We start from the raw sequence: 19,432 nt of genomic DNA, 5'->3' as shown, positions 1-19,432 counted from the left end.
GTGCGGTCAAGAGGGTGTCTAGTTCGGTCGTCACAACCCGATGCTGGACACCCTCCCCGCGTCCGTGAACCCCGCAATCGGAACTAATCGTCTAGCCGGCTGGAGCAGCGCCCTGCCGCTGTGCGAGCCCGTTCGTGATCGCCTTCATCAGCGTGCCCGTCGGAGTGTCGCCCGACATCTCCCAGACCATGGCGCCCAGCAGCCCCTTCGTCTTGACCCAGTCCGTCTTCTTTCCAATCGACCAGGTGTCGTCGAACGACCACCACTGACCGTTCGCGCCGGTGTACCCGTACGTCGAGACGGACTGCTCGTCGTGGTGGACGGTCATGTTGGGCACGTTGGCCAGGAGGTTCTGATAGCCCCGGATGCCCGCCTCCTCCGGGAACTGGCCCGGGGCCGCGCCGTCCGCCGACTGCCACTCGCCGTGCGCCCCGCCGTCGGCGACGGTCTTCCAGCCGCGGCCGTAGAACGGGAAGCCGATGGTCAGCTTGCGCGGGCTGATCCCCGCGTCCAGGTACGTCGTGACGGCGTCCTCGACGCTGAAGTGGAAGTCGTACGGGTCCTGTGTGTCGCGGTGGAGATTGGCCTGGTGGCCGGTGCGTTTGGGTTCCCAGGAGTTGTCACTGCCCGAGCCGTGGAAGTCGTAGCCCTGCACGTTGGCGTAGTCCAGCGACGCGAAGATCGAGGACAGGTCCCAGCCCTGCTGGATCTTGACCGGGTCGGCGGGGGTGAAGGCGGTCAGCAGCTTGTGCTCGCCGCCCAGTGCGTCGAGCTGTCGGCGGAACTCCTTGATCAGCAGTGCGAGGTTGGCCTTGTCGGCCGGGCTGTAGTGGTTACCAGGGTGGCCCTCGGCGCCCGGCCACTCCCAGTCCAGGTCGATGCCGTCGAAGATGCCCGCGCCCGTTCCGGGGCCGCCCGCGCCGTTGTAGGCGGGCAGGTTACCCTTGATCCACACGTCGATGCAGGAGGCGGCGAACTTCTTGCGGGAGGCGTCGGTGGCCGCCGCGTCGGAGAAGAACTTCGAATACGTCCAGCCGCCGAGCGACATCACCACCTTCAGGTGCGGATGCTTCGCCTTGAGCTTCTTGAGCTGGTTGAAGTTGCCGCGCAGCTTGCCCCAGCCGTCGTCGGCGACCCCGTCCACCGACTGCGCGGCGGGGAACGCGCGCCCGTAATCGGCGTCCGCGTCACCCGCGCCGGTGCCCTCGTCCGGGTCCTGCGGATTGCCCGAGACTCCCTTGGTCACCCCGGCCAGACAGGTGAGGTTCTTCGGGTCGATGTTGGCGAAGGCGTAGTTGATGACGTCGAGCTTGGCGGCGGCGCCCGAGGTGTCCAGATTCTTGACGAAGTACTGGCGGCCGTAGATGCCCCACTGCGCGAAGTAGCCGACCTTCAGGAATTTGCCGGGCCCGGCCACGTCGTCCGTGGTGACGGTCAGGGCGTCCGAGGCGGGCGAGGCGTTCTCGGCGGCGTCGCGTGCCTTTACGGAGAAGGTGTACGCGGTGGCGGGCGTCAGGCCGGTGACCGTGGCGGCGGTGGTGCCGCCGGGGACCGTGGTGGCCAGATCGGCGCCGCGGTAGACGTCGTACGCGACCACGCCAACGTTGTCGGTGGCCTTGTCCCAGGCCAGGGAGACGCTGGACGAGGTGGTCGCGGTGCTGCGCAGACGGCCGGGCGCGGTCGGCGGCACCGGGTCGCTCGCCGGGTCCACGGTGTTCGCGGTCACGGGCGTGCTCGGCGGCCCGGTGTTGCCGCGCCTGTCCTTGGCCCGGACGGTGAACGTGTAGCGGGTGGCCGGGGTCAGACCGGTGACGGTCGCGCTGGTCCCGGCGGAGGTGGCGACGGTACGGCCCTCGCTGAGCACCTCGTACGAGGTGACCGGGTAGTCGCCCTGCGCGGCGGCCGGCCAGCTCAGCGAGACGCTGCGCGCGGTGGTGGCGGTGACCTCGGGTGCGCCGGGCGCGGACGGCGGTACGTCCGGGCTGCCGTCGCACTTGTCCCCGTTGACGGCGCAGGTCGTAGGACTGCCGACGGGCCCGTTGGCGATGAACCAGTAGCTGTACGGGTCGGTGCTGCCGCCGGCCGGTACGGTCGCGTTGTAGTGGGCGTTCTTGACCGTCACATGGCGGCCGTTGACGGTGGCTTCGCCGTGGTAGTGACCGCTGATGGTGACACCGGCCGGCAGATCGAACTCCAAGGTCCAGCCGGTGACAGCGGCAGAACCGCCGTTGCGGATGACGTAGGTGCCCTTCCACCAGGAGCCGTTGTCCTGGGTGGTGTAGGCCGCGGTGAGGGTGCCCGCGGCTTGGGCGGGGGCGGCGGCCGGGCCGGTCAGCACGGCGGCCACGGACAGGATCAGGGTGGTGAGCAGGGCCGCGGCTCTGCTGCGGAATCTGCGCCGGTCTTTCATAGGCACCCCTGTGAGTGTGAGTGGTACAGGGTGTGAGAACCGAAGTGCGCATACCCGGCCGCGCGCCAGGGGACGGGTGTGCCGCCGGATACCGGAGGGCAGTCGCACCATAAATGGTCTGGACCAAGTCGTCAACGTCCGGGAGTGTCACGCGAGTTGGCGGGGCATCACTCACTCGGAACTTGCTCGGAACTCACTCGGGTGGCGTGCGGGTGGTGAAGGCGGCAGGGCTCTTGGGACGCTCGCCGGGCGGCGTCCATGGGGGAGGACGACTGTGGAGAGCGCAACCCTGCCCGCCGTGGTCGCCGCTGTCGCGGCGGTGGTCGGCGGTCTGCTGACCGCATTCGCCACGCGCTCGGTGGAACGGCTCCGGCTCCGGGCGAGCCTGCTGGAGAAGGCCCAGGAACGGCGACTGGCCGGCATCGAGAACTTCATGCTGGCGACCAGCCTGTGGATGGACTGGCTCACCTACATCCAGGAGACGGGCTGGACGGACAAAGCGGAGGAGCTGAACCGGCGGGTACGGGCCCGGGACGAAGCGTTTCGGCGCTTGCTGCTGCTGGCATCCGACGAGCTCTACCAATGGTTGAAGAACACCTACCTCCCGGCGGAACACCTGGTGCGCCAGACCTACGTACGTCAACTGCGCAACGGCTCGGACATCGACGAACAAGCGCTGGCGGCCCGCCGTGCCTTCAACGCGATGCTGAGGGACGACCTCGTCGACCGGGTGCGCCCGGAGATCCACAAGCTGCGAAACCCCTTGTCCTGAGCCGTATATGGCGCGTCAGCCGAGGCCAAGGTCCGGCAGGCCGAAACCGTACGCTCCGCCAACTCTCCCGAGAAACATTTCGGGACCATGGAGGGACCATTCGGCCCTAGCCACCGGCGCGTCGGGTCCTCCGGTTTCTCTGCCCAGTACATGACGGACTGCGGCCGTGGGCCTGCAACAGCTGCCCCAAGCTGGGTATGTTGGACGCCGTACCGGCGCGGTCACATCCCGTGAAGCGGCCGGCCGTGGTGCCTCGGCGAGGTGCCCGAGCGACGGGAGAGCAGGAAATGAGCCAGGACGCGCGACCACAGGCCGGCACGGTGGACGTCAGCATCCCGAGCGTGGCCCGGATGTATGACTATTACCTCGGCGGCAAGGACAACTACGCCGTCGACCGTGAGGCGTGCGAGGAACTGAGCAAGGTCGTCCCGAGCACGCAGGTGCTGGCGGTCAACAACCGCCGGTTCCTGCAGCGGGTGGTCCGCTGGCTGGCCCAGGAGCAGGGCATGCGGCAGTTCATCGACCACGGGTCGGGCCTGCCCACCCAGGACAACGTCCACCAGGTCGCCCAGCGGGTCGCCCCGGAGGCACGGGTCGTCTACGTGGACAACGACCCCATCGTGCTGGCCCACGGCCGCGCCCTGCTGGAGGAGAACGACAACACCGCGGTCATCCAGGCCGACATGCGGGACACCGACGGCATCATGGGTCACCCCGAGGTGCAGCGGCTGATCGATTTCGACCGGCCGGTGGCCGCGCTGTTCGTGTCCGTACTGCACTGCATCCCGGACGCCGACGACCCCGCGGGCCTGATCAGGCGGGTCGCGGAACGCCTGGCCCCCGGCAGCTTCCTGGTCGTGTGCCAGCTCGTCAGCGAGGACCAGACCACCCGCGACTTCGTCACCGAGTTCATGCGGGTCAGCACCCAGGGCCAGTGGGGCCGGGTGCGCACGGCCGCCGAACTCGCCTCGTTCCTGGACGGCCTGGAAGTCCTCGAACCGGGCCTGGTGGAAGTCTCGACCTGGAAGCCGGACGCGGACATCGGACCGAAGCAGCGCACCATGGAGTGGATCGAGTACGGCGGGGTCGCCCGCAAGCAGTAGCGCGGCCGGGGCGTCCGGCCCGCCCGGCCGAGAGGAGGAACCGTCGCCCCTCCCGCGGTCAGCCGTGCTCCGAGGACCGGAGCAGCTCCTCCAGGATGGCCTGGGATCCCCGGGGCGACTCGGCCTGGGCGCTGAGCCGGTCCATCACCGCGAGGTAGTGGTCCACGTCGTCGCGCTTGTCCAGGTAGAGCGCGCTGGTCAGCTGCTCCAGGTAGACGATGTCGGGCAGGTCCGGCTCCAGGAAGCGCAGGATGGTGATGGGGCCGCCCGCCGCCGCGTGCCCGCCGAGGTGGAACGGGGCGATCTGTACGGTGACGTTGGGCAGCCGCGCCATGTCCAGCAGGTGCCGCAGCTGGCCCGTCATGACCTCGGGGCCGCCGAGCGGGCGCCGCAGGGACGCCTCGTCGAGCACCGCCCACAGCCGAGGCGCTCCGGGCGCGGTGAGCAGTGCCTGGCGCTGCAGCCGCAGCTCCACCCGCCGGGTGACCTCTTTCCTGGACGCCTGCGGATTGCCGAGCCGGCACACCGCGTGGGCGTACTCGGCGGTCTGCAACAGGCCGGGCACGAACTGCACTTCGTAGGCGCGGATGACGGAGGCGGCCTCCTCCAGGCCGATGAGCGTCTCGAACCAGCCGGGCAGTACGTCGTTGTACTGGTGCCACCACCCGGGTGTGCTGGTCCCGCGGGCCAGGGCCAGGAACTCGGCGCGCTCGGCCTCGTCCGTGACCTGATAGAGCGTCAGCAGATCGGCCACGTCACGCTCTTTGCAGCCGACGCGGCCCAGCTCCAGGCGGCTCATCTTGGCGTGCGAGCCGCGGATGGCGTGACCGGCCGCCTCGCGGGAGACGCCTGCCGCTTCACGCAGCCGGCGCAACTGCGTGCCCAGAATGATCCGCAGGACCGTGGGGCCGCCCCGGGGGTGTTCGATGTGACGGCGCGGGGGCGGTACGCGCCCCGGCTGCGCGGCGACCATGCTGACTCCCCTGTTGGTCTGATGAACACTCAGTGTCCCATCGCCTGCACAGTTCGTACAGCAGTGGTGACTATCCGGCCGACATATGCGTCAGTCGAGTCCGGCCAGGTCGTCGAAGTCCCCGTCCTTGGCCCCTTGGACGAAGGCCGCGATCTCGTCGCGGGTGTAGACCAATGCCGGCCCTCCCGTGTGCCGGGAATTGCGCACCGCCACCCCGCCGTCGGCGAGAACCGCCAGTTCGACGCAGTTCCCGTTGGGGTTGCTGCGGGCGCTCTTGCGCCACACCGCACCCTCGATGGCATTGGCGCATATGCCGTTGGGCAATGACTTCATCAGACCTTCTCCCTACTGGAGGAACTGCCTCCGCCCGGTACGGACCTGTACGGGCGATGGCGTGAAACGGGCCCCGCGCGGCCGTTCTTACCGATGCAATTGCAGATGTACTTGCAGCGGAAGGCGGACGACGAGGATATTAGCCCTCCGGAACTGCGCGGCCCAGCCCTCGAAATGCTCATGGCGGAGATCGTGATGACCACACATCCGGCACCGACCGTGCACGACGTACTCCACGAGGAAGCAGGTGAGGAGCGGCCGACGGCGGCCCTCAGCGACTTCGCCGTGTGCGCGCTCAGCTGCGCCTACAGCGCCGTCGCGCAGGCCCGCCGTTTCACCACCACCACCCTCGAAGGGTGGGGCATCGACGCGCCGGTCGTCGCGGACGCGGTCCTGGTGGTCTCCGAACTCACCAGCAACGCGCTGCGCCACGCCGCTCCCGGCAGCGCGGGCGCCGACGGGGCGCGGCCGGACACCGTGTGCGCGGCCTGGCTCGCGCTGGCGCACCAGGGCTCCGGCGTCCTGTGCGCGGTGTCCGACTCCAGCCGGGCGGTCCCCGCCCTCGCGGTCCCCGACCTGCTCGCGGAAGGCGGGCGGGGCCTGTGGATCGTGGACCGGCTCAGTGAGTCCTGGGGCTGGACGCACCCGGACGACACGGGCAAGACGGTCTGGGCCCAGCTCCCGGCCCCGAAGCCGTTCGGGCAGGGGCGCCGCAAGCCGGTCGGGTAGGTTCCGAGCCGGTGGGGTGGGCTTGATGCCGCTGAGGCGAGCCTGATGCCGGGTGGGCGGGACCGGATGGTGACGCGGACCCGGAGAGCCACGCGAGCCCGGACGCCCACGCCGCTCCGGACGCCCACGCCGCCCTCACCGGCACCGCACACCCCCGCCTGCGCATCAGCCTCCGGCGCCGTACGCCGGATTCCCGTCAAGTTCGCGCCGCCCGATACACAGGGGCAGCCCGTACTCATAGCCGATCGGATCAATGGGCAATCCACCCGGCCGGACGAGAGGCCCCTACCCCACTGGATGCGAAAACCTGACCGATCCCAACCGGGGCGCTCGCCGCCACATCAGCGGCCGGACGGCGTATTCAGTCATTGACGCGAACCTGTCTCACACGTGCACTGGAAAAGTACCCGACATCGGTCGTGGCGCGCGCTGGACGGCGGCACCGAAACCCCAGCTCACGGACGAACTCTTCGAGGCGGATTTCCGTATCCCCGCAGCGGGCGAGCCCATGCGCTACATCCTCACTGAGTTCGAGCCGGTCTTCGACGCGGCGGATTTTGTGCGCGCGGGGGGCGCGACCTGTTCGTCGCCCGGAGCAACGTCACCAACCGGATGGGCACCGACTGACGGGCGCTTGCTCAAGCTCACCTCGATGTGCGGCAAGTGGCTCAGCATGAACGTCCTGATGGTCGACGAAAAGCGGGTGATCGCGGAGCGGCAGCACACCGAGATGCTGCGCGCCCTCGAAAGGTGGGGCTTCGAGCCGATCCCGTGCGACCTGCTGCACTACGCGCCGTTCGGCGGCTCGTTCAGCGCCGCAGAACGTTCTCCTGCTGCATGTGCGACAGCTTCTCCGGATTGCGTACGGCGTAGAGCCCGATGATCCGGCCCTCGTCGATGCGCAGCGTCAGGACCGTGTCGATCGTGCCGCCCAAGCGGAGGATCAGCGCCGGGTGACCATTGACGTACGTCGGCTGCAACGTCCCTCCGACGGCCGTCCTCGCCAGCCCGCCGATCAGCAGGCGGGCCACCTTGTCGCCTCCCACGATCGGCCGCGGGACGGCCTGCTTGACGCCGCCACCGTCACCCGTGAGGACGACATCCGGAGCGAGGATGGCGAGCAGGCCCTGAAGATCACCCGTTTCGGCCGCCCGCTGGAACGCGTCGAGCGCGTCCCGGCTCTCGGCCGGGGAAACGATCCCGCGCGGCCGGCGCGCCGCGACGTGGGCCCGTGCCCGGTGCGCGATCTGGCGGACCGCGGCCGGGCTCTTGTCGACGGCCCCGGCGATCTCGTCGTATTCGAGCGCGAACACCTCACGCAGCACGAACACCGCGCGCTCGGTCGGCGTGAGCGTCTCCATCACCAGCAGCATCGCCGTCGAGAGGCTGTCGGCCAGCTCGACGTCCTCGGCCACATCGGGCGAGGTGAGCAGCGGCTCGGGCAGCCAGGAGCCGACGTAGGACTCCTTACGGCGGCCGAGCGTACGCAACCGGCTCAGCGCCTGACGCGTGGTGATCCGTATCAGGTACGCACGCTGGTCCCGCACCGTGCCGAGATCGACCGCCACCCACCGCAGCCAGGTCTCCTGCAGGACGTCCTCCGCGTCGGCCGCCGAGCTCAGCATCTCGTACGCGACGGTGAACAGCAGGTTGCGATGGGCGACGAACACCTCGGTGGCGGGGTCCGTACGCCCGCCGCCGGCGAGCCGTCCGGTCGGGTCCGCTGCGCGCTCGCTCTGCTGGCTCTTCACCGGCTGCTCCTGCCTGTTCGTTCTCCACCTCGTTACGCGCACAAGACGCCGGTCCCGGTCGCTTTGTGACATCCGCGAGCGGTGGGCTACGTCACACAGCCGTCCTGTCACAAGCGGCGGGCCGCCGGCATCTGGTGTTCGTCAACGCGACACCACAAGTGAGGACATCATCATGGAGACCCGATTCAACCTGTTCGAGAACGAGCTGGCCGCCAAGTTCGCCAAGCGCTTCTTCACCGCGGGCCTGGTGGTCACCCAGTCGTCGCTGCCGAAGTCCACGCAGGAGCTGGTGTCGCTGCGCATCAGCCAGATCAACGGCTGCGGCTGGTGCATCGACATCCACACCAAGGAAGCCGCGGCCGCCGGTGAGACCGAGGCCCGGCTCCACCTCGTCGCCGCCTGGCGCGAGACCACCGTGTTCACCGAGTCCGAGCAGGCCGCGCTGGCGCTCGCCGAAGAGGGCACCCGCCTCGCCGACGCCCACCAGGGGGTGACCGACGAAACCTGGGCCCTGGTGCGCAAGCACTACGACGACAACCAGATCGGCGCGCTGGTCTCCTTGGTCGCCCTCGTCAACGCCGCCAACCGGCTCGCCGTCATCGTGCACCAGCCGGGAGGCTCCTACGAGCACGGCATGTTCGACTCCCTGCTCAGCTGATCGGCGAACCCGTCCCGGCCCGGGCCCGGCTCAGGAGCATCAGCTCCTGGCCGGGCCCGGGCGTGTTGAGACGCGGGATGCGGGACGCGGCTACAGAGGCCCTCGCCGTCGCCGTCACCGTAGCCCTGCGCCAGAAGCCGTACGGGTAGAAGCTGTAGAGCCGGAAGCCGTACAGCCGGAAGCCGTACATCCCGCGGGCATCGGAGAGGAGCGGGGATGGTGACACTGGTACTGCTGGTGGTGGCCGCTGTCGTCACGGGGCTGGTGCGCGCCGGGCGGCGTGAGGCGCGCGCCGAGCGGGTCCGCAAGCAGGAAGAGGAACACCGCGAAGTGCGCCGGGCGTTGAGCGCGGTGTGGCAGATGAACGGCGGACAGTTCGAGGAGTAGGTGGCCGGGCTGCCGATGGGGCAGTGGGGGAGAGGCGTCGCGCTCAGCCGATCGCCCCGGAGGCGGTGACCACTCGGGTGGCCATCCACGGGCCGCGTAGCTGCACCCGGTCATGGACTTTGATGCCGCGCCGGAGCGGCCTCCGCCGAGACCGCGGACCAGATCACGCCAGGCCGGGCAGAAATCCGCCATGGGAGGTGCCGGAACCCAGCAGACGGGCCCAGTCGAGAACCTCCGGGAGCGTGTCGAGGGACAGGACGACCGCGCCGCCGGCCTGTTCCGCGTCCGAGCACCAGTCGGCCATCTCGCCCGGTTCGCCGGTTCCGTCGAGCACCGGCGCGACAAGGGAGGGGATCATGAGGCCTGCTTCTCCGGGCCTGTCCACGACGCACAGGGTGAGTTTGGGAACGATGCTCCAGCCGTCGCACCGGGGCACCGCCCCGTCGGGCGCGGTCAGGACCGGCAGGGCGTCGTGAACGGAGGCGTCGGACATCAGCAGTACGGGGGTGGCACCCCGGATGAACAGGGTGTTTTCGGGGTCGAGAAGTATCCGGTCACTCTTTCAGGCAGCCCCGGCCGACGATCCGGCGGGGGCCGCTGTGAGGCGGGGAAACGGTCGTCTCCGCCGTACGTCAGGGCGGGCGCGGCGCCGGTTCAGCGCGGCTGGCCGTGGCTGCGGGCTTCAGGTCGCGCAGCCAGCCTTCGAGGCCCTCGCGCAGGATTCGGGTCGCGGTGGGGACGTCCGCTTCGACCTGCTCACCGGTGTGCGTCTCTTCGGTGCTGACGCGGACGCCGCCTCTCACCTTGGTGAAGTTCCACACGTGAATGCCGTCGATGCGCAGCCCCTCACCTGTCGCGGGGCCGGTCCAGCGGATGCAGGAGTTGTGCTTCAGCTGCTCGACGGTCGAGGTGATGTCCAGGCTGGTGGCGGGAGTCGAGGGGTTGGGGGGCACCGGAGTCGTCCATCGGAATGCCGAACCTTCGCGGAGGTGGCCGTGGTCGAGGCGTTCCGCGGTCGTGACGGGCGCCTGCCAGGTCGGCCAGCGCTCCACGTCGGTCTGCACCTTCCATATGACGTGCAGCGGCGCATGGATCACGGTCTCGGTCCGGTGGTGGACACGCGCGTCGGGATCAACGCCGGCGCCGCGGCACGTGAGGGACCTCGCCGGGTGCGAGGTGGTGGCCCCGGCGGGTGCGGCAGTGCTGCCAAGGACGATGAGCAGCGGAACGGTGGACAGGACGGCGCGGATGCTGGTGCGGCGAATGCCGGACATGGGGGTTCCTTGTCGGTTGCCGGGCGAGTAGGGCGCGTTGAGTGGGCGTGCGTTGAGTGTCAGGTGCCTGAGGGCGCCGGGAGGGTGTGTCACCGGTTGCGAGAACGGGCTCGGTAGAGGGTGACGAGGAGCGTGACGGCCGCAGCGACGATCAGTGCGGCGAACGCGGGGTGCAGATCCTTGGACAGGCTCTGCGCCCCGTCGGGCCGGGTCAGCCATACGGCGAGCGGGACGGCGTATGCGACGGCGAGGAGGACGGCCGCCCGGCGCACCGCCCGGTCGTGGGCGTGCCGGAGGGCGCCGACCAGCGCGATCACGACCGGGACGGCCGCGAGCAGGGCGAACTGACCGACCACCATGACGGGGGCCGCCCAGGCGGAGACGGTCATCGACAGCGGTGTGCGCGATTCCGTGCGGGTGCTGGGCGACTGGACTGTGATGGACATGCGATTCCCCTTCTCGTCTGATGCGGGGGGCTGAAGCGTTAGTTAGAAGCTATAGCCGCAAGGGTGAGAGGTCAATGCTTTAGTAATAGCCTCTAACTTATGCGCGTGGGTGCGTGGACGTATGGGCGGAGGCGATCTCCTCGTGCGCGTCAGGAGACCTCAGCGGGTGGGTGGTTGGGGCATGAGGTGGAGGTGGAGGTGGGGGCGGGGCTTACGGGCCTCGCCTATCGAGTCGGCTGCTGCCCGCTGCTTCCCAGGTGCGCGGCCTGACGGACGGGTCGGCGGCTTGGCGGGCCTGTGCGGCGCGGCTGCGGTGATCGTCCGCGTTCCGGGCGTCCTCGATGGCCATGCTCTCGTGGTGCCGGACCAGTCGGTCCTGGGCGTCGGCGAGGGCGACTGTCGCCGTACGGAACCGTGACTGCAGCCATTCCGCCAGGGTCTCCAGGACGGCTTGCCGCGACGCCCCGTCGCCGATGGAGTGCGAGTGGCACGGGGGCGTCACGAAGCCCGGCGCCACAGCGTCAAGATCCCGCATCAGTTCGACTCGTCCGGAAGCGGATTCGGGCCGCCTGTTCACTGACACCCGTCTCAGCCGCCGGTTCCCCTCTCCATGGCCGCCCGCACGCGCGGGTCGTTCGCCAACCGGGCCGGTGAATTGGTGGTGTGGTCCAGCCGCGCCCGCATCAGCGTCGGCACGGCAACGCGAGTCGGATACGAGGGCCCCGCCGCCTCAAGGATGTCTCTCAGGTCCGTACCACGCAGGTCCGCGCCGGTGAGCTGAGCGCCGCTGAGGTCGGCACCCGCAGGTCCGCATCCGCCATCATCGCCTGGGTCGGGTCCGCGGACCCCAGTCGCGTGCCGCGCAGGCCGGCGCGGCGCAGGTCCGCGTCGTTCGCTGTCGCGGCCTGCAAGTTGGCGTGGTCGAGGTTGGCGCGGTACAGGGGCGCGCCGCTCAGGTCGGTGGACCGTACCCGGTCCGGGTCGCCCGCTCTCGTCAACGTGGGGCCGGATGTCCGGCCCAGGTCCGCTTGGGAGAGATCCGCGCCGGTCAGATCCGCGTGGGTCAGATGCGTACCCCTGAGGACCGCACCACGTAAATAGGCGCCGGCCAGGTCGATGACCAGGCGGTCACTGCCCCGTCCGGGCTCTCTGGAGCGGAAGACGCCGAGCGCGGCCTTGACATCCTGCGTCGGCCGCCTCGGCCCCGCACCGTTCTTCGACGGTTTTTTCGCGTGGGTACGGACATAGGCGGAGAGCACGTCGATGACGGTGGGGGTAGTCCCGCCGGGAGTCCCGCATGATGCGCTGCAGGGCGTAGGTGCCGCCCAGCCGGACCTCCTGCGTCCGGTTGCCGAGGTTCTCGACGGCCACAGGCGATGCGGCCTTGCCGGGCGCCGCGGCTTCGGCTGCTCCTGCCCGGCCGCCGCGTTCCCGGCGGAGCGCGGGCTTGCGCGGTGCGCGTCCTGCGTGCGGGCGTACGGCGAAACGGTGCGCTGCGTGCCCCGGGGTGGGGCCTTCCCTCGGTCGCGGTGCCATTGGAGCCGATGCGGGCACGGCGCGGTACCCGCTGTGTTTCCGCTCGCCGACCGTGCCGTACGCGCTGGCGAAGAATTCCCGCCGCCCGCTGGAGCCCGCTTCCTGGCGTAAGCGTCTTGTACGCCTCCGTATACCTCCGTGCGCAGCGTGCTCGACCGATGCCGTGGGGCACTGGAGAGCGGGCCGCGGAGCCGTGGGGTGAGGGTCATAAGTGGGGCGTGTGTGCCGCCCGTTCGGCGATGTTCCGCGGTCCCGGGGCGGCCGTCACCGGTCACGGCGGCCGCGTCCGCCTGTGAGGAACCGCACTTTCGGGGCACCTCATCCGAGCCCCAGAAGAAGGGGCTTGAAACCGCCTAAAGCGTATGTTTGTTGGTCATTCGGCAGGGGAGTGATCTCCTCGCCAGGGGAGTGATCCCCTCGCCTTCAAGATTGTTCTCGCGGCGACGTCGCCGCGCCACCACCACTTCAGCCGCAGTCGAGACAGGAGTCCGCCCATGCTTCCCGCCATGTCGCGCCCCGACCGTGAACGTTTCCTCGCCGAACCGCGCGTGGGGGTCCTGAGCGTGACGGACTCCAGAGGCGGTGACCGTGACCGGGGGCCTCTGACCGTGCCGGTCTGGTACGCCTATGAGCCCGGCGGCGAGGTCGTCGTCGAGACGGGTCGCCAGACCATCAAGGCCCAACTCCTGCGCGCAGCCGGGCGGTTCAGCCTCTGCGTGCAGGACGAGGGACGGCCCTACCGCTACGTCAGCGTCGAAGGGCCCATCACGGCGATCGAGGACCCGGTGGACGCTGCCGCACGCGAGGCACTGGCCCGGCGGTACCTGGACGCCGAGGAGGCGCGCGGATATCTGGCGGCGACCTCCGGCCAGCTGGCGGACGACATCGTCTTCCGTATGCGCCCGCAGCACTGGCGCAGCGCCGACTTCTCCGCCTTCGCGGCCGACTTCGCCGAAGCAGACGCCGGTGAAGGACCCGGCACTCCCTGAGTGCGCCCTCGCCCGCTCATCGCCGTACCGCATGCAAGCCGTTGGAGCGAAAGAGACCCGATGACCGACACCTACGTTTCCTCACGCCCGTTGTCCCGGCCGCCGGCCCGGGACGCCGGCACGCCCGCGCCCGGCTACCCCCGGGACCGTCGCATCCCGGAGCTGTTCGAGGCCCAGGCCGCGGCGCTGCCGCACGCCCCGGCGGCCCGGCACGGGGAGCGCACGCTGACCTACGGGCGGCTCGACGCCCACGCCGACGCCCTGGCGGCGCGCCTGGCCGCCCACGGGGTCCGGTCCGGCGACCTGGTCGGCGTGTGCGGCAATCGCTCGCTGGAGGCGCTGGAGGCGCTGGTGGCGCTGGTGGGCATCCTCAAGGCCGGCTGTGCGTACGTACCACTGGACGAGGATCTTCCGCCGGCCCGGTTGCGGGCGATGGCCGAGGACGCGGGGCTCAGTGCCGCGGTCACCTTGCCGGGCAGCACGCGCCGGGTGCGCGGTCTACGCGTGTCGGTCGAGGTCGGCCCGCTCGACCGGCGCGCCGACGGCCCGTCGCGTCCCGCCACCCGTAGCGACAGGGACAGGGACAGGGACAGTTCCGGTACCGGCTGGACCGGTGCCGGCTTCGCCCGTACCGATCTCGACCTCACCCGTTCCGGCGCCCCCGACTCCGACGTCGTCCCCCGTACCGGCTCCGCCACGGACTGCGCCTACGTGGCCTTCACCTCCGGTACGACCGGTCGCCCCAAGCCGGTCGCGCTGTCCCACCGCGGCGTGGTCCGCCTCGTGCTGTCCGACTCCGGCATTGCCCCGCCGGGGCCGGGTGACGGGGTGCTGCACGCCTACGGGCTGTCCTCCGACGCCTCGACGATCGAGATCTGGGGCGCGCTGCTGACCGGCGCCTGCCTGGTCATCGCCGACCGAGCGGAACTGCTCGCGCCCACGGCCCTTGAGCGGCTGTTCCACGAGGGCGGTGTGACCGTGGCCTACCTGACGACGAGCGTCTTCCACCTCGTCGCCCGGACGCGCCCCGAGGCACTGGCCCCGCTGCGTTTCGTCTCCGCGGGCGGGGAGGCGATGGACCCGCGCCTGGCGAACGCCGTCCTCAAGGCCTGCCCCGGCACCACGGTGGTCAATTTCTACGGCCCGACCGAGAACGCCGTGGTCTCCACCGCCCACGTACTCGGCCCGCTGCCCGAAGGCGCCGCGCACGTTCCGCTGGGCCGTCCCTTCGGCGCCTCCACCTGCCACGTCCTGCGGGCCGACGGCTCGCCCGCCGGCCCGGGGGAGGAGGGCGAGCTGTACGTCGGCGGGGACGGGCTGGCGCTGGGCTACCTCGGCGACCCGCAGCTGACCGCCGAGCGCTTCGTGGCGTTGCCCGCGGTCGCACCGGGCGGACGGCTGTACCGGACCGGCGACCGGGTCGTACGGCACGCCGACGGCCTGCTGGAGTACCGCGGGCGGCTCGACCGCCAGGTCAAGCTGCGCGGCGCACGCATCGAACTCGACGAGGTGGAGACCCGATTGCGAGCCCACCCCGAGGTCGGCGAAGCGGCCGTCGAAATCGACGGGCACAGTCTGACCGCCTATGTCACGGCCACCGTCCCCGGCCGCCCGCTGCCGCTGCCCGACCTGCGCGCGTACTGCGCCAAGTGGCTGCCCCCACAGGCCGTCCCGGCGCTGGTGCCCCTGGACCGCTTCCCCGTGACCAGCGGCGGCAAGATCGACCGAACCCGCCTGAAGTCCGCCGCACCACTGCCCGACCAGGGCGGTCACGACGGTTCGGAGTCCGGGGGGATCATATCCGGCCGAACCACCCTGACCGGCTGCGATCCCGTCATACCACCGCCCACCCCGGGCAACGTCGCAGCGAACGGCCGGCACCCGGACGGGCCGAAACCGTCCGACGGCCTGCTCGACCTCCTCGGCGAAATCTGGCAGCAGGTGCTGCGCGTCCGGCCCACGCCCGAGGACGGCTTCTTCCTCCTCGGCGGAGACTCCCTCCTCGCCTCGGAAGCCGTCACCCGCACCCTGACCGTGCTCGGCCTGGACGCCGCCCTGGGCTCCACCCTCATCAGGGCCCTGCTGGCCGCGCCCACACTCGAACGCTTCACCGAGGCCGTACGCCAGTCCCTCCACACCCGCCAGGCAGGCCGTTCCCACACCGGCGCCGGCGCCGGCGGAGCAGCGGACGCGCAGGAGCCAGTCGTCGACTTCGTCAAGGAAACCGAACTCGGCTTCACCCTCCCGCCCGCCGAAGGCCCGGCCCCCCGACCGCACAACCCGCAGGACATCCTGCTCACGGGGGCTTCCGGATTCGTCGGCGCGTTCCTGCTGCACCGTCTGCTGCACGCGACGCCCGCCCGCGTCCACTGCCCCGTTCGGGCGACGAGCCGCAGCCACGCCCAGCGGCGCGTCCGCACCGCGCTCAGCCGTTATGGACTGCACCTCGACGAGGCCGACTGGCAGCGCGTCGAATGCTTCCCCGGGGACCTGACCCAGCCGCGGCTGGGACTGGACGCCGGCCACGCCGGCACACTGGCCCGCCGCCTGGACCTGATCGTCCACAACGGCGCCCGGGTCAACTTCCTCTACCCCTACCAACAACTGCGCCCGGCCAACGTCGACGGAACCCGCGAGGTCATCCGGATCGCCGCGCCCCGCCGGGTGCCGGTGCACTTCGTCTCCACCGTCGCCGTCGTCGCCGGCTTCGGCACCGCCGGGGTGCGCGAGGTGGCCGAGGACCTGCCGCCGGCCCACGCCGAGGGGCTGACCATGGGCTACGCGGAGAGCAAGTGGGTTGCCGAAGGAGTGCTGCGGCGGGCGGCCGAACAGGGCCTGCCGGTGGCCGTGTACCGGCCGTACGAGGTCACGGGCGACCGTACGCACGGCGTGTGCAATACCGAGACGGCCATCTGCTCACTGTTCAAGATGATCGCCGATACGGGGCTGGCCCCGGCCATCGAGCTGCCGATGGACTTCGTCCCCGTCGACCACCTCGTCGAGTCCATGGTCCACATCGCCACCCACCACCCGGCCGACGGCCGGGTCTACCACCTGACCAACCCGCGCCCGGCGATGCTGTCGGACGTCCTGGACCGGATGCGCGCGGCGGGCTTCAGCCTGCGCACCCTGCCGTACGACGCATGGGTCGGCGAGCTGGTGCGGCACGTCGCCGAGAATCCGACGAGCGCGACGGCGCCGTTCGTGTCCCTGTGCGTGGACCGCAGCCGTACCGCCGACATGTCGGTCAAGGAGATGTACCTCAAGGGCACCTTCCCCGTCCTGGGACGCCGCAACGCCGAACAGGCGCTGGCCGGCAGCGGATTGGTCTGCCCACCGGTCGACTCCGCTCTGCTGGACCGTTACCTGGAGTACTTCTTCACCTCCGGGTACCTCACGCGCCCCGCATCCGGCCCCGCGCCCGTACCGGGCCGCGCCGCGCCGCGCACCCCCACGACGGGACGGAAGCCCACCTCATGAACCACCCCGAAGCCCCCGCCTCCACTGCCCCCATTCCGGTCCCGGAGGTCGAACCCGGTACCGCCGGGCCGCCGTGCGCCTACGCCCGCCTGCGTGCCGAGGCGCCCGTCGTCAAGGCCCAGCTCCCCAACGGCGAGACGGGCTGGCTCCTCAGCCGCTACGAGGACGTGCGGGCCGCGTTCGCCGACCCCCGGCTCGTACGGCCGCTGCTGTCGGCCTGGCCGCCGCGCGAGGGAGACGACGCTCCGCCACCGTGCCTGCCGACCTTCCTGGAGATGACCGGCGCACACCACGAGCGCGTACGGCGTGCCGTCCTGCCGATGTTCGGCCGTCGGCAGCTGGCCTTCATGGAACCCCGGATCCGCGCGATGGCCGGGGAACTCATCGACGCGATGGTGGCCGGGACGGACGGCGGCGGAACGGCGGACCTCGTCGCCTCCTACGCCGAACCGCTGCCCCTGCGGGTGCTGTGCGCGACCGTCGGCCTGCCGTACGAGGACCGCGAGATCTACCTGCCGCACACCCTCGCGCTGCTGGGCGCGTCCGGCCTGACGATGCAGGAGGTACTGGCGGCCCTGTACGCCCTGCAGGACTACGCAGGCGAACTCATCGACCGCAAGGAGAGGGACGGCGGCGGCGAGGACTACATCCGGCTGCTGCTCGCCCAGGCCCGCCGGCCCGGAAGCGGGATCACCCGGGACGACGTCGTCAGTTTCGTCGTCACCATGCTCATGGCCGGTTACAAGACCAACATCCAGCACACGGGCAACGCCCTGCTCGCCCTGCTCACCCACCCCGGGCAATTGCGCGAGCTGCGCGAGACGCCCGAGCGGACCGGCACCGCGGTGGAGGAACTGCTGCGGTACGTCCCGCTGATGAACGCCATCAACATCCTCGTGGCGACCGAGGACCTCACCCTGCACGGGCAGCACATCCGGGCCGGTGACGCGGTCGTGCCCGTACCGGCGTCCGCCAACCGCGACCCGGAGGCGTTCGCCGAGCCGGACCGCCTCGACCTCGCACGCACCCCCAACGCGCACGTCGCCTTCGGGCACGGCCCGCACGCGTGCACCGGCGGCCACCTGACCCGTATGCAGCTCACCATCGCGATCCAGGTACTGCTGGAACGGCTGCCCGGCATCGAACTGGCCGTTCCGGCCAGGACCATCGACTGGGACGAATCCACCCCACTGCGCGCACCGGCCCGGCTCCCCGTGCGCTGGTGAAAGCCCCGCACCACCGACTCGCCTCGGCACCACGGACGGCTCACACCAGCCGCTTCCACCATCAACCTCCAGAGAGGCCCGCACCACGTGACCACACCACCCCAAGCGCCCGCGCCCGGACCCGCCCCGCACGACGAGCCGCTGCCGCACTACCCCTTCAGCACCAAGGGTGACCGGCTCGCGCCCGAGCTCGACGAGCTGCGCGGCCGCTGCCCGGTGTCCCGGGTCAGCACCAACTCCGGAGGACAGGCCTGGCTGGTGACCGGCTACGAGCTGGCCCGCGACATCCTGCGCGACCGCTCGTTCGCCCGCTCCGCGCTGGCCGAGGCGGACAGCCCCGCCCAGGACACCCCGATCCTGGCGCCCGAGCTGCTCGACGTCATGAACCACCTCCACCAGGCCGGACTGCGCGACGAAGTCCTCCGGTCCCTCGGCCGTGACCAGCCCGAACTGCCCGCCGACTGGGTCGCTGACCGCACCGCCGAGGGCCTGGACGCCATGGTCCGCGAAGGCAGCCCCGGCGACCTCCAGCGCCACTTCGCCGAGTGGGTCGCCGCCCAGTGCATGTGCCGGCTCCTCGGACTGCCCTTCGCGGACCACGACTGGCTCGCCGTACGGGCCGACCTGGACCTGACCATGGTCACCCCGGCCCCCGAGGAACTCGCCCGCAACTGGGAGGAGATCCGCGCGTACATGGACGCGCACATGGCCGGCCGCCGCCCCGGCGAGCCGCGCGGCCTCGCGGACCGCCTGGCCGACCTCAACACCACCCACCAGGACACACGCCGGACACTGACGGGCCGGCAACTGTCGAACATCCTGGCCGTCCTGTTCGTCAGCGGCTACGAGGATTTCGCGAGCTTCCTGGGCGTCGCGGCCTTCAACCTGCTCCAGCACCCCGAGGTCATGCGCGAGGTGCGCACCCGGCCCGAGACGATGCCGCAGTGCGTGGAAGAGCTGCTGCGCTGCAGCGTCGTCCTGGGCAACGCGATCCCCCGCTTCGTCACCCGGGACGCGGACCTGGGGCCGGCCCAGGTGAAGGAGGGCGAAATGATTCTGCTCTCCCTGGACGCCGTCAACTTCGACTCCACCGCCTTCACGGACCCCAAGTCCTTCACCCCCACCCGAACCCCCAACCCCCACCTGCGCTTCGGCTACGGCCGCCACCACTGCCCCGGCGCCCACCTGGTCCGCCGCCAGTCCGAGACCGCCTTCCGCGTCCTCCTCGACCGTCTGCCGGACATCCGCCTGGCCGTACCACCGGCCGAGGTCCCCTGGCACCCGAACCGGATGGCCATCATGCCGGCCGAGGTCCCGGTGACCTGGTGAGCTGCGCGGGCCCTGTGGATGCGGTGTGCGGCCGGC

The 19,432-nt window shown here is 70.7% G+C and carries 19 protein-coding genes and 2 pseudogenes; 10 read left to right on the top strand and 11 right to left on the bottom strand.

Features of this window, described 5'->3' with window-relative positions:
* Positions 1–91: 91 nt before the first annotated feature.
* On the bottom strand, positions 92–2,410 hold the full coding sequence (locus tag ACZ53K_RS38320; RefSeq protein WP_468846455.1) for a glycosyl hydrolase family 18 protein: 2,319 nt from the start codon (positions 2,408–2,410) through the stop codon (positions 92–94).
* Between the two features lie 274 nt (positions 2,411–2,684).
* On the opposite strand from ACZ53K_RS38320, the gene ACZ53K_RS38315 reads away from it, so the two are divergent.
* Both ACZ53K_RS38315 and ACZ53K_RS38310 read left to right on the top strand, forming a co-directional pair.
* Complete coding sequence (locus ACZ53K_RS38315; protein WP_468846438.1) at positions 2,685–3,182, top strand: hypothetical protein; 498 nt, start codon at positions 2,685–2,687, stop codon at positions 3,180–3,182.
* A gap of 287 nt (positions 3,183–3,469) precedes the next feature.
* Positions 3,470–4,285, top strand: a complete 816-nt coding sequence (locus tag ACZ53K_RS38310) for an SAM-dependent methyltransferase (RefSeq protein WP_468846435.1) — start codon at positions 3,470–3,472, stop codon at positions 4,283–4,285.
* Positions 4,286–4,343: 58 nt separating this feature from the next.
* On the opposite strand, the gene ACZ53K_RS38305 is transcribed toward ACZ53K_RS38310, so the two are convergent.
* Both ACZ53K_RS38305 and ACZ53K_RS38300 read right to left on the bottom strand, forming a co-directional pair.
* Positions 4,344–5,258 carry a helix-turn-helix domain-containing protein gene (locus ACZ53K_RS38305; protein ID WP_468846432.1) on the bottom strand — a complete coding sequence of 305 codons (915 nt, stop codon included), beginning with the start codon at positions 5,256–5,258 and terminating at the stop codon, positions 4,344–4,346.
* A gap of 90 nt (positions 5,259–5,348) precedes the next feature.
* Positions 5,349–5,591: a DUF397 domain-containing protein gene (locus ACZ53K_RS38300; RefSeq protein ID WP_468846430.1), complete on the bottom strand. Its 243-nt coding sequence runs from the start codon at positions 5,589–5,591 to the stop codon at positions 5,349–5,351.
* 105 nt (positions 5,592–5,696) lie between these two features.
* On the opposite strand from ACZ53K_RS38300, the gene ACZ53K_RS38295 reads away from it, so the two are divergent.
* A complete protein-coding gene (locus ACZ53K_RS38295) occupies positions 5,697–6,320 on the top strand; it encodes an ATP-binding protein (protein ID WP_468846427.1) in 624 nt (207 codons plus the stop codon).
* 418 nt (positions 6,321–6,738) lie between these two features.
* Positions 6,739–7,203, top strand: a pseudogene (locus ACZ53K_RS38290) (hypothetical protein); the annotation flags it as partial.
* On the opposite strand, the gene ACZ53K_RS38285 reads toward ACZ53K_RS38290, so the two are convergent.
* Positions 7,130–8,071, bottom strand: a complete 942-nt coding sequence (locus tag ACZ53K_RS38285) for an RNA polymerase sigma-70 factor (RefSeq protein WP_468846425.1) — start codon at positions 8,069–8,071, stop codon at positions 7,130–7,132. The pseudogene ACZ53K_RS38290 and the gene ACZ53K_RS38285 overlap by 74 nt on opposite strands.
* A 172-nt stretch (positions 8,072–8,243) precedes the next feature.
* Here ACZ53K_RS38285 and ACZ53K_RS38280 point away from each other — a divergent pair, with 172 nt between their 5' ends.
* Positions 8,244–8,729 (top strand): carboxymuconolactone decarboxylase family protein, encoded by a 486-nt coding sequence (locus ACZ53K_RS38280; RefSeq protein ID WP_468846422.1) that lies wholly within the window; start codon positions 8,244–8,246, stop codon positions 8,727–8,729.
* On the opposite strand, the gene ACZ53K_RS38275 is transcribed toward ACZ53K_RS38280, so the two are convergent.
* Complete coding sequence (locus ACZ53K_RS38275; RefSeq protein WP_468846420.1) at positions 8,722–8,955, bottom strand: hypothetical protein; 234 nt, start codon at positions 8,953–8,955, stop codon at positions 8,722–8,724. The two genes, ACZ53K_RS38280 and ACZ53K_RS38275, sit on opposite strands and share 8 nt — an antisense overlap.
* Here ACZ53K_RS38275 and ACZ53K_RS38270 point away from each other — a divergent pair.
* Positions 8,946–9,116, top strand: a complete 171-nt coding sequence (locus ACZ53K_RS38270; RefSeq protein ID WP_468846417.1) for a hypothetical protein — start codon at positions 8,946–8,948, stop codon at positions 9,114–9,116. The two genes, ACZ53K_RS38275 and ACZ53K_RS38270, sit on opposite strands and share 10 nt — an antisense overlap.
* Positions 9,117–9,279: 163 nt before the next feature.
* Here ACZ53K_RS38270 and ACZ53K_RS38265 read toward each other — a convergent pair whose 3' ends face one another.
* From ACZ53K_RS38265 to ACZ53K_RS38240, 6 genes and pseudogenes are all read right to left on the bottom strand, one after another.
* On the bottom strand, positions 9,280–9,609 hold the full coding sequence (locus tag ACZ53K_RS38265) for a hypothetical protein (protein ID WP_468846415.1): 330 nt from the start codon (positions 9,607–9,609) through the stop codon (positions 9,280–9,282).
* A 139-nt stretch (positions 9,610–9,748) separates the two neighbouring features.
* A complete protein-coding gene (locus tag ACZ53K_RS38260; protein WP_468846412.1) occupies positions 9,749–10,390 on the bottom strand; it encodes an SRPBCC family protein in 642 nt (213 codons plus the stop codon).
* A gap of 89 nt (positions 10,391–10,479) precedes the next feature.
* On the bottom strand, positions 10,480–10,836 hold the full coding sequence (locus tag ACZ53K_RS38255) for a hypothetical protein (protein WP_468846410.1): 357 nt from the start codon (positions 10,834–10,836) through the stop codon (positions 10,480–10,482).
* 211 nt (positions 10,837–11,047) lie between these two features.
* Positions 11,048–11,371 (bottom strand): hypothetical protein, encoded by a 324-nt coding sequence (locus tag ACZ53K_RS38250; protein WP_468846407.1) that lies wholly within the window; start codon positions 11,369–11,371, stop codon positions 11,048–11,050.
* A gap of 53 nt (positions 11,372–11,424) precedes the next feature.
* Entirely contained in the window at positions 11,425–11,847 is a 423-nt protein-coding gene (locus ACZ53K_RS38245; RefSeq protein WP_468846452.1) for a pentapeptide repeat-containing protein, read from the bottom strand.
* Positions 11,775–12,581, bottom strand: a pseudogene (locus ACZ53K_RS38240) (pentapeptide repeat-containing protein); the annotation flags it as partial. The gene ACZ53K_RS38245 and the pseudogene ACZ53K_RS38240, both read right to left, overlap by 73 nt.
* 285 nt (positions 12,582–12,866) lie before the next feature.
* Between ACZ53K_RS38240 and ACZ53K_RS38235 the strand changes: the two are divergent.
* From ACZ53K_RS38235 to ACZ53K_RS38220, 4 genes are all read left to right on the top strand, one after another.
* Positions 12,867–13,361: a pyridoxamine 5'-phosphate oxidase family protein gene (locus ACZ53K_RS38235; protein WP_468846404.1), complete on the top strand. Its 495-nt coding sequence runs from the start codon at positions 12,867–12,869 to the stop codon at positions 13,359–13,361.
* Between the two features lie 60 nt (positions 13,362–13,421).
* Positions 13,422–16,841 (top strand): amino acid adenylation domain-containing protein, encoded by a 3,420-nt coding sequence (locus tag ACZ53K_RS38230; RefSeq protein WP_468846401.1) that lies wholly within the window; start codon positions 13,422–13,424, stop codon positions 16,839–16,841.
* A complete protein-coding gene (locus ACZ53K_RS38225) occupies positions 16,838–18,067 on the top strand; it encodes a cytochrome P450 family protein (RefSeq protein ID WP_468846398.1) in 1,230 nt (409 codons plus the stop codon). The genes ACZ53K_RS38230 and ACZ53K_RS38225 overlap by 4 nt, the downstream gene beginning before the upstream one ends.
* Before the next feature lie 87 nt (positions 18,068–18,154).
* A complete protein-coding gene (locus ACZ53K_RS38220; RefSeq protein WP_468846395.1) occupies positions 18,155–19,396 on the top strand; it encodes a cytochrome P450 in 1,242 nt (413 codons plus the stop codon).
* Positions 19,397–19,432: the final 36 nt, after the last annotated feature.

It is taken from the genome of Streptomyces sp. NPDC033221, from assembly GCF_055577005.1.
Note: the sequence above shows the minus strand (reverse complement) of the source record. Positions and strands in the feature narration are given on the sequence as shown.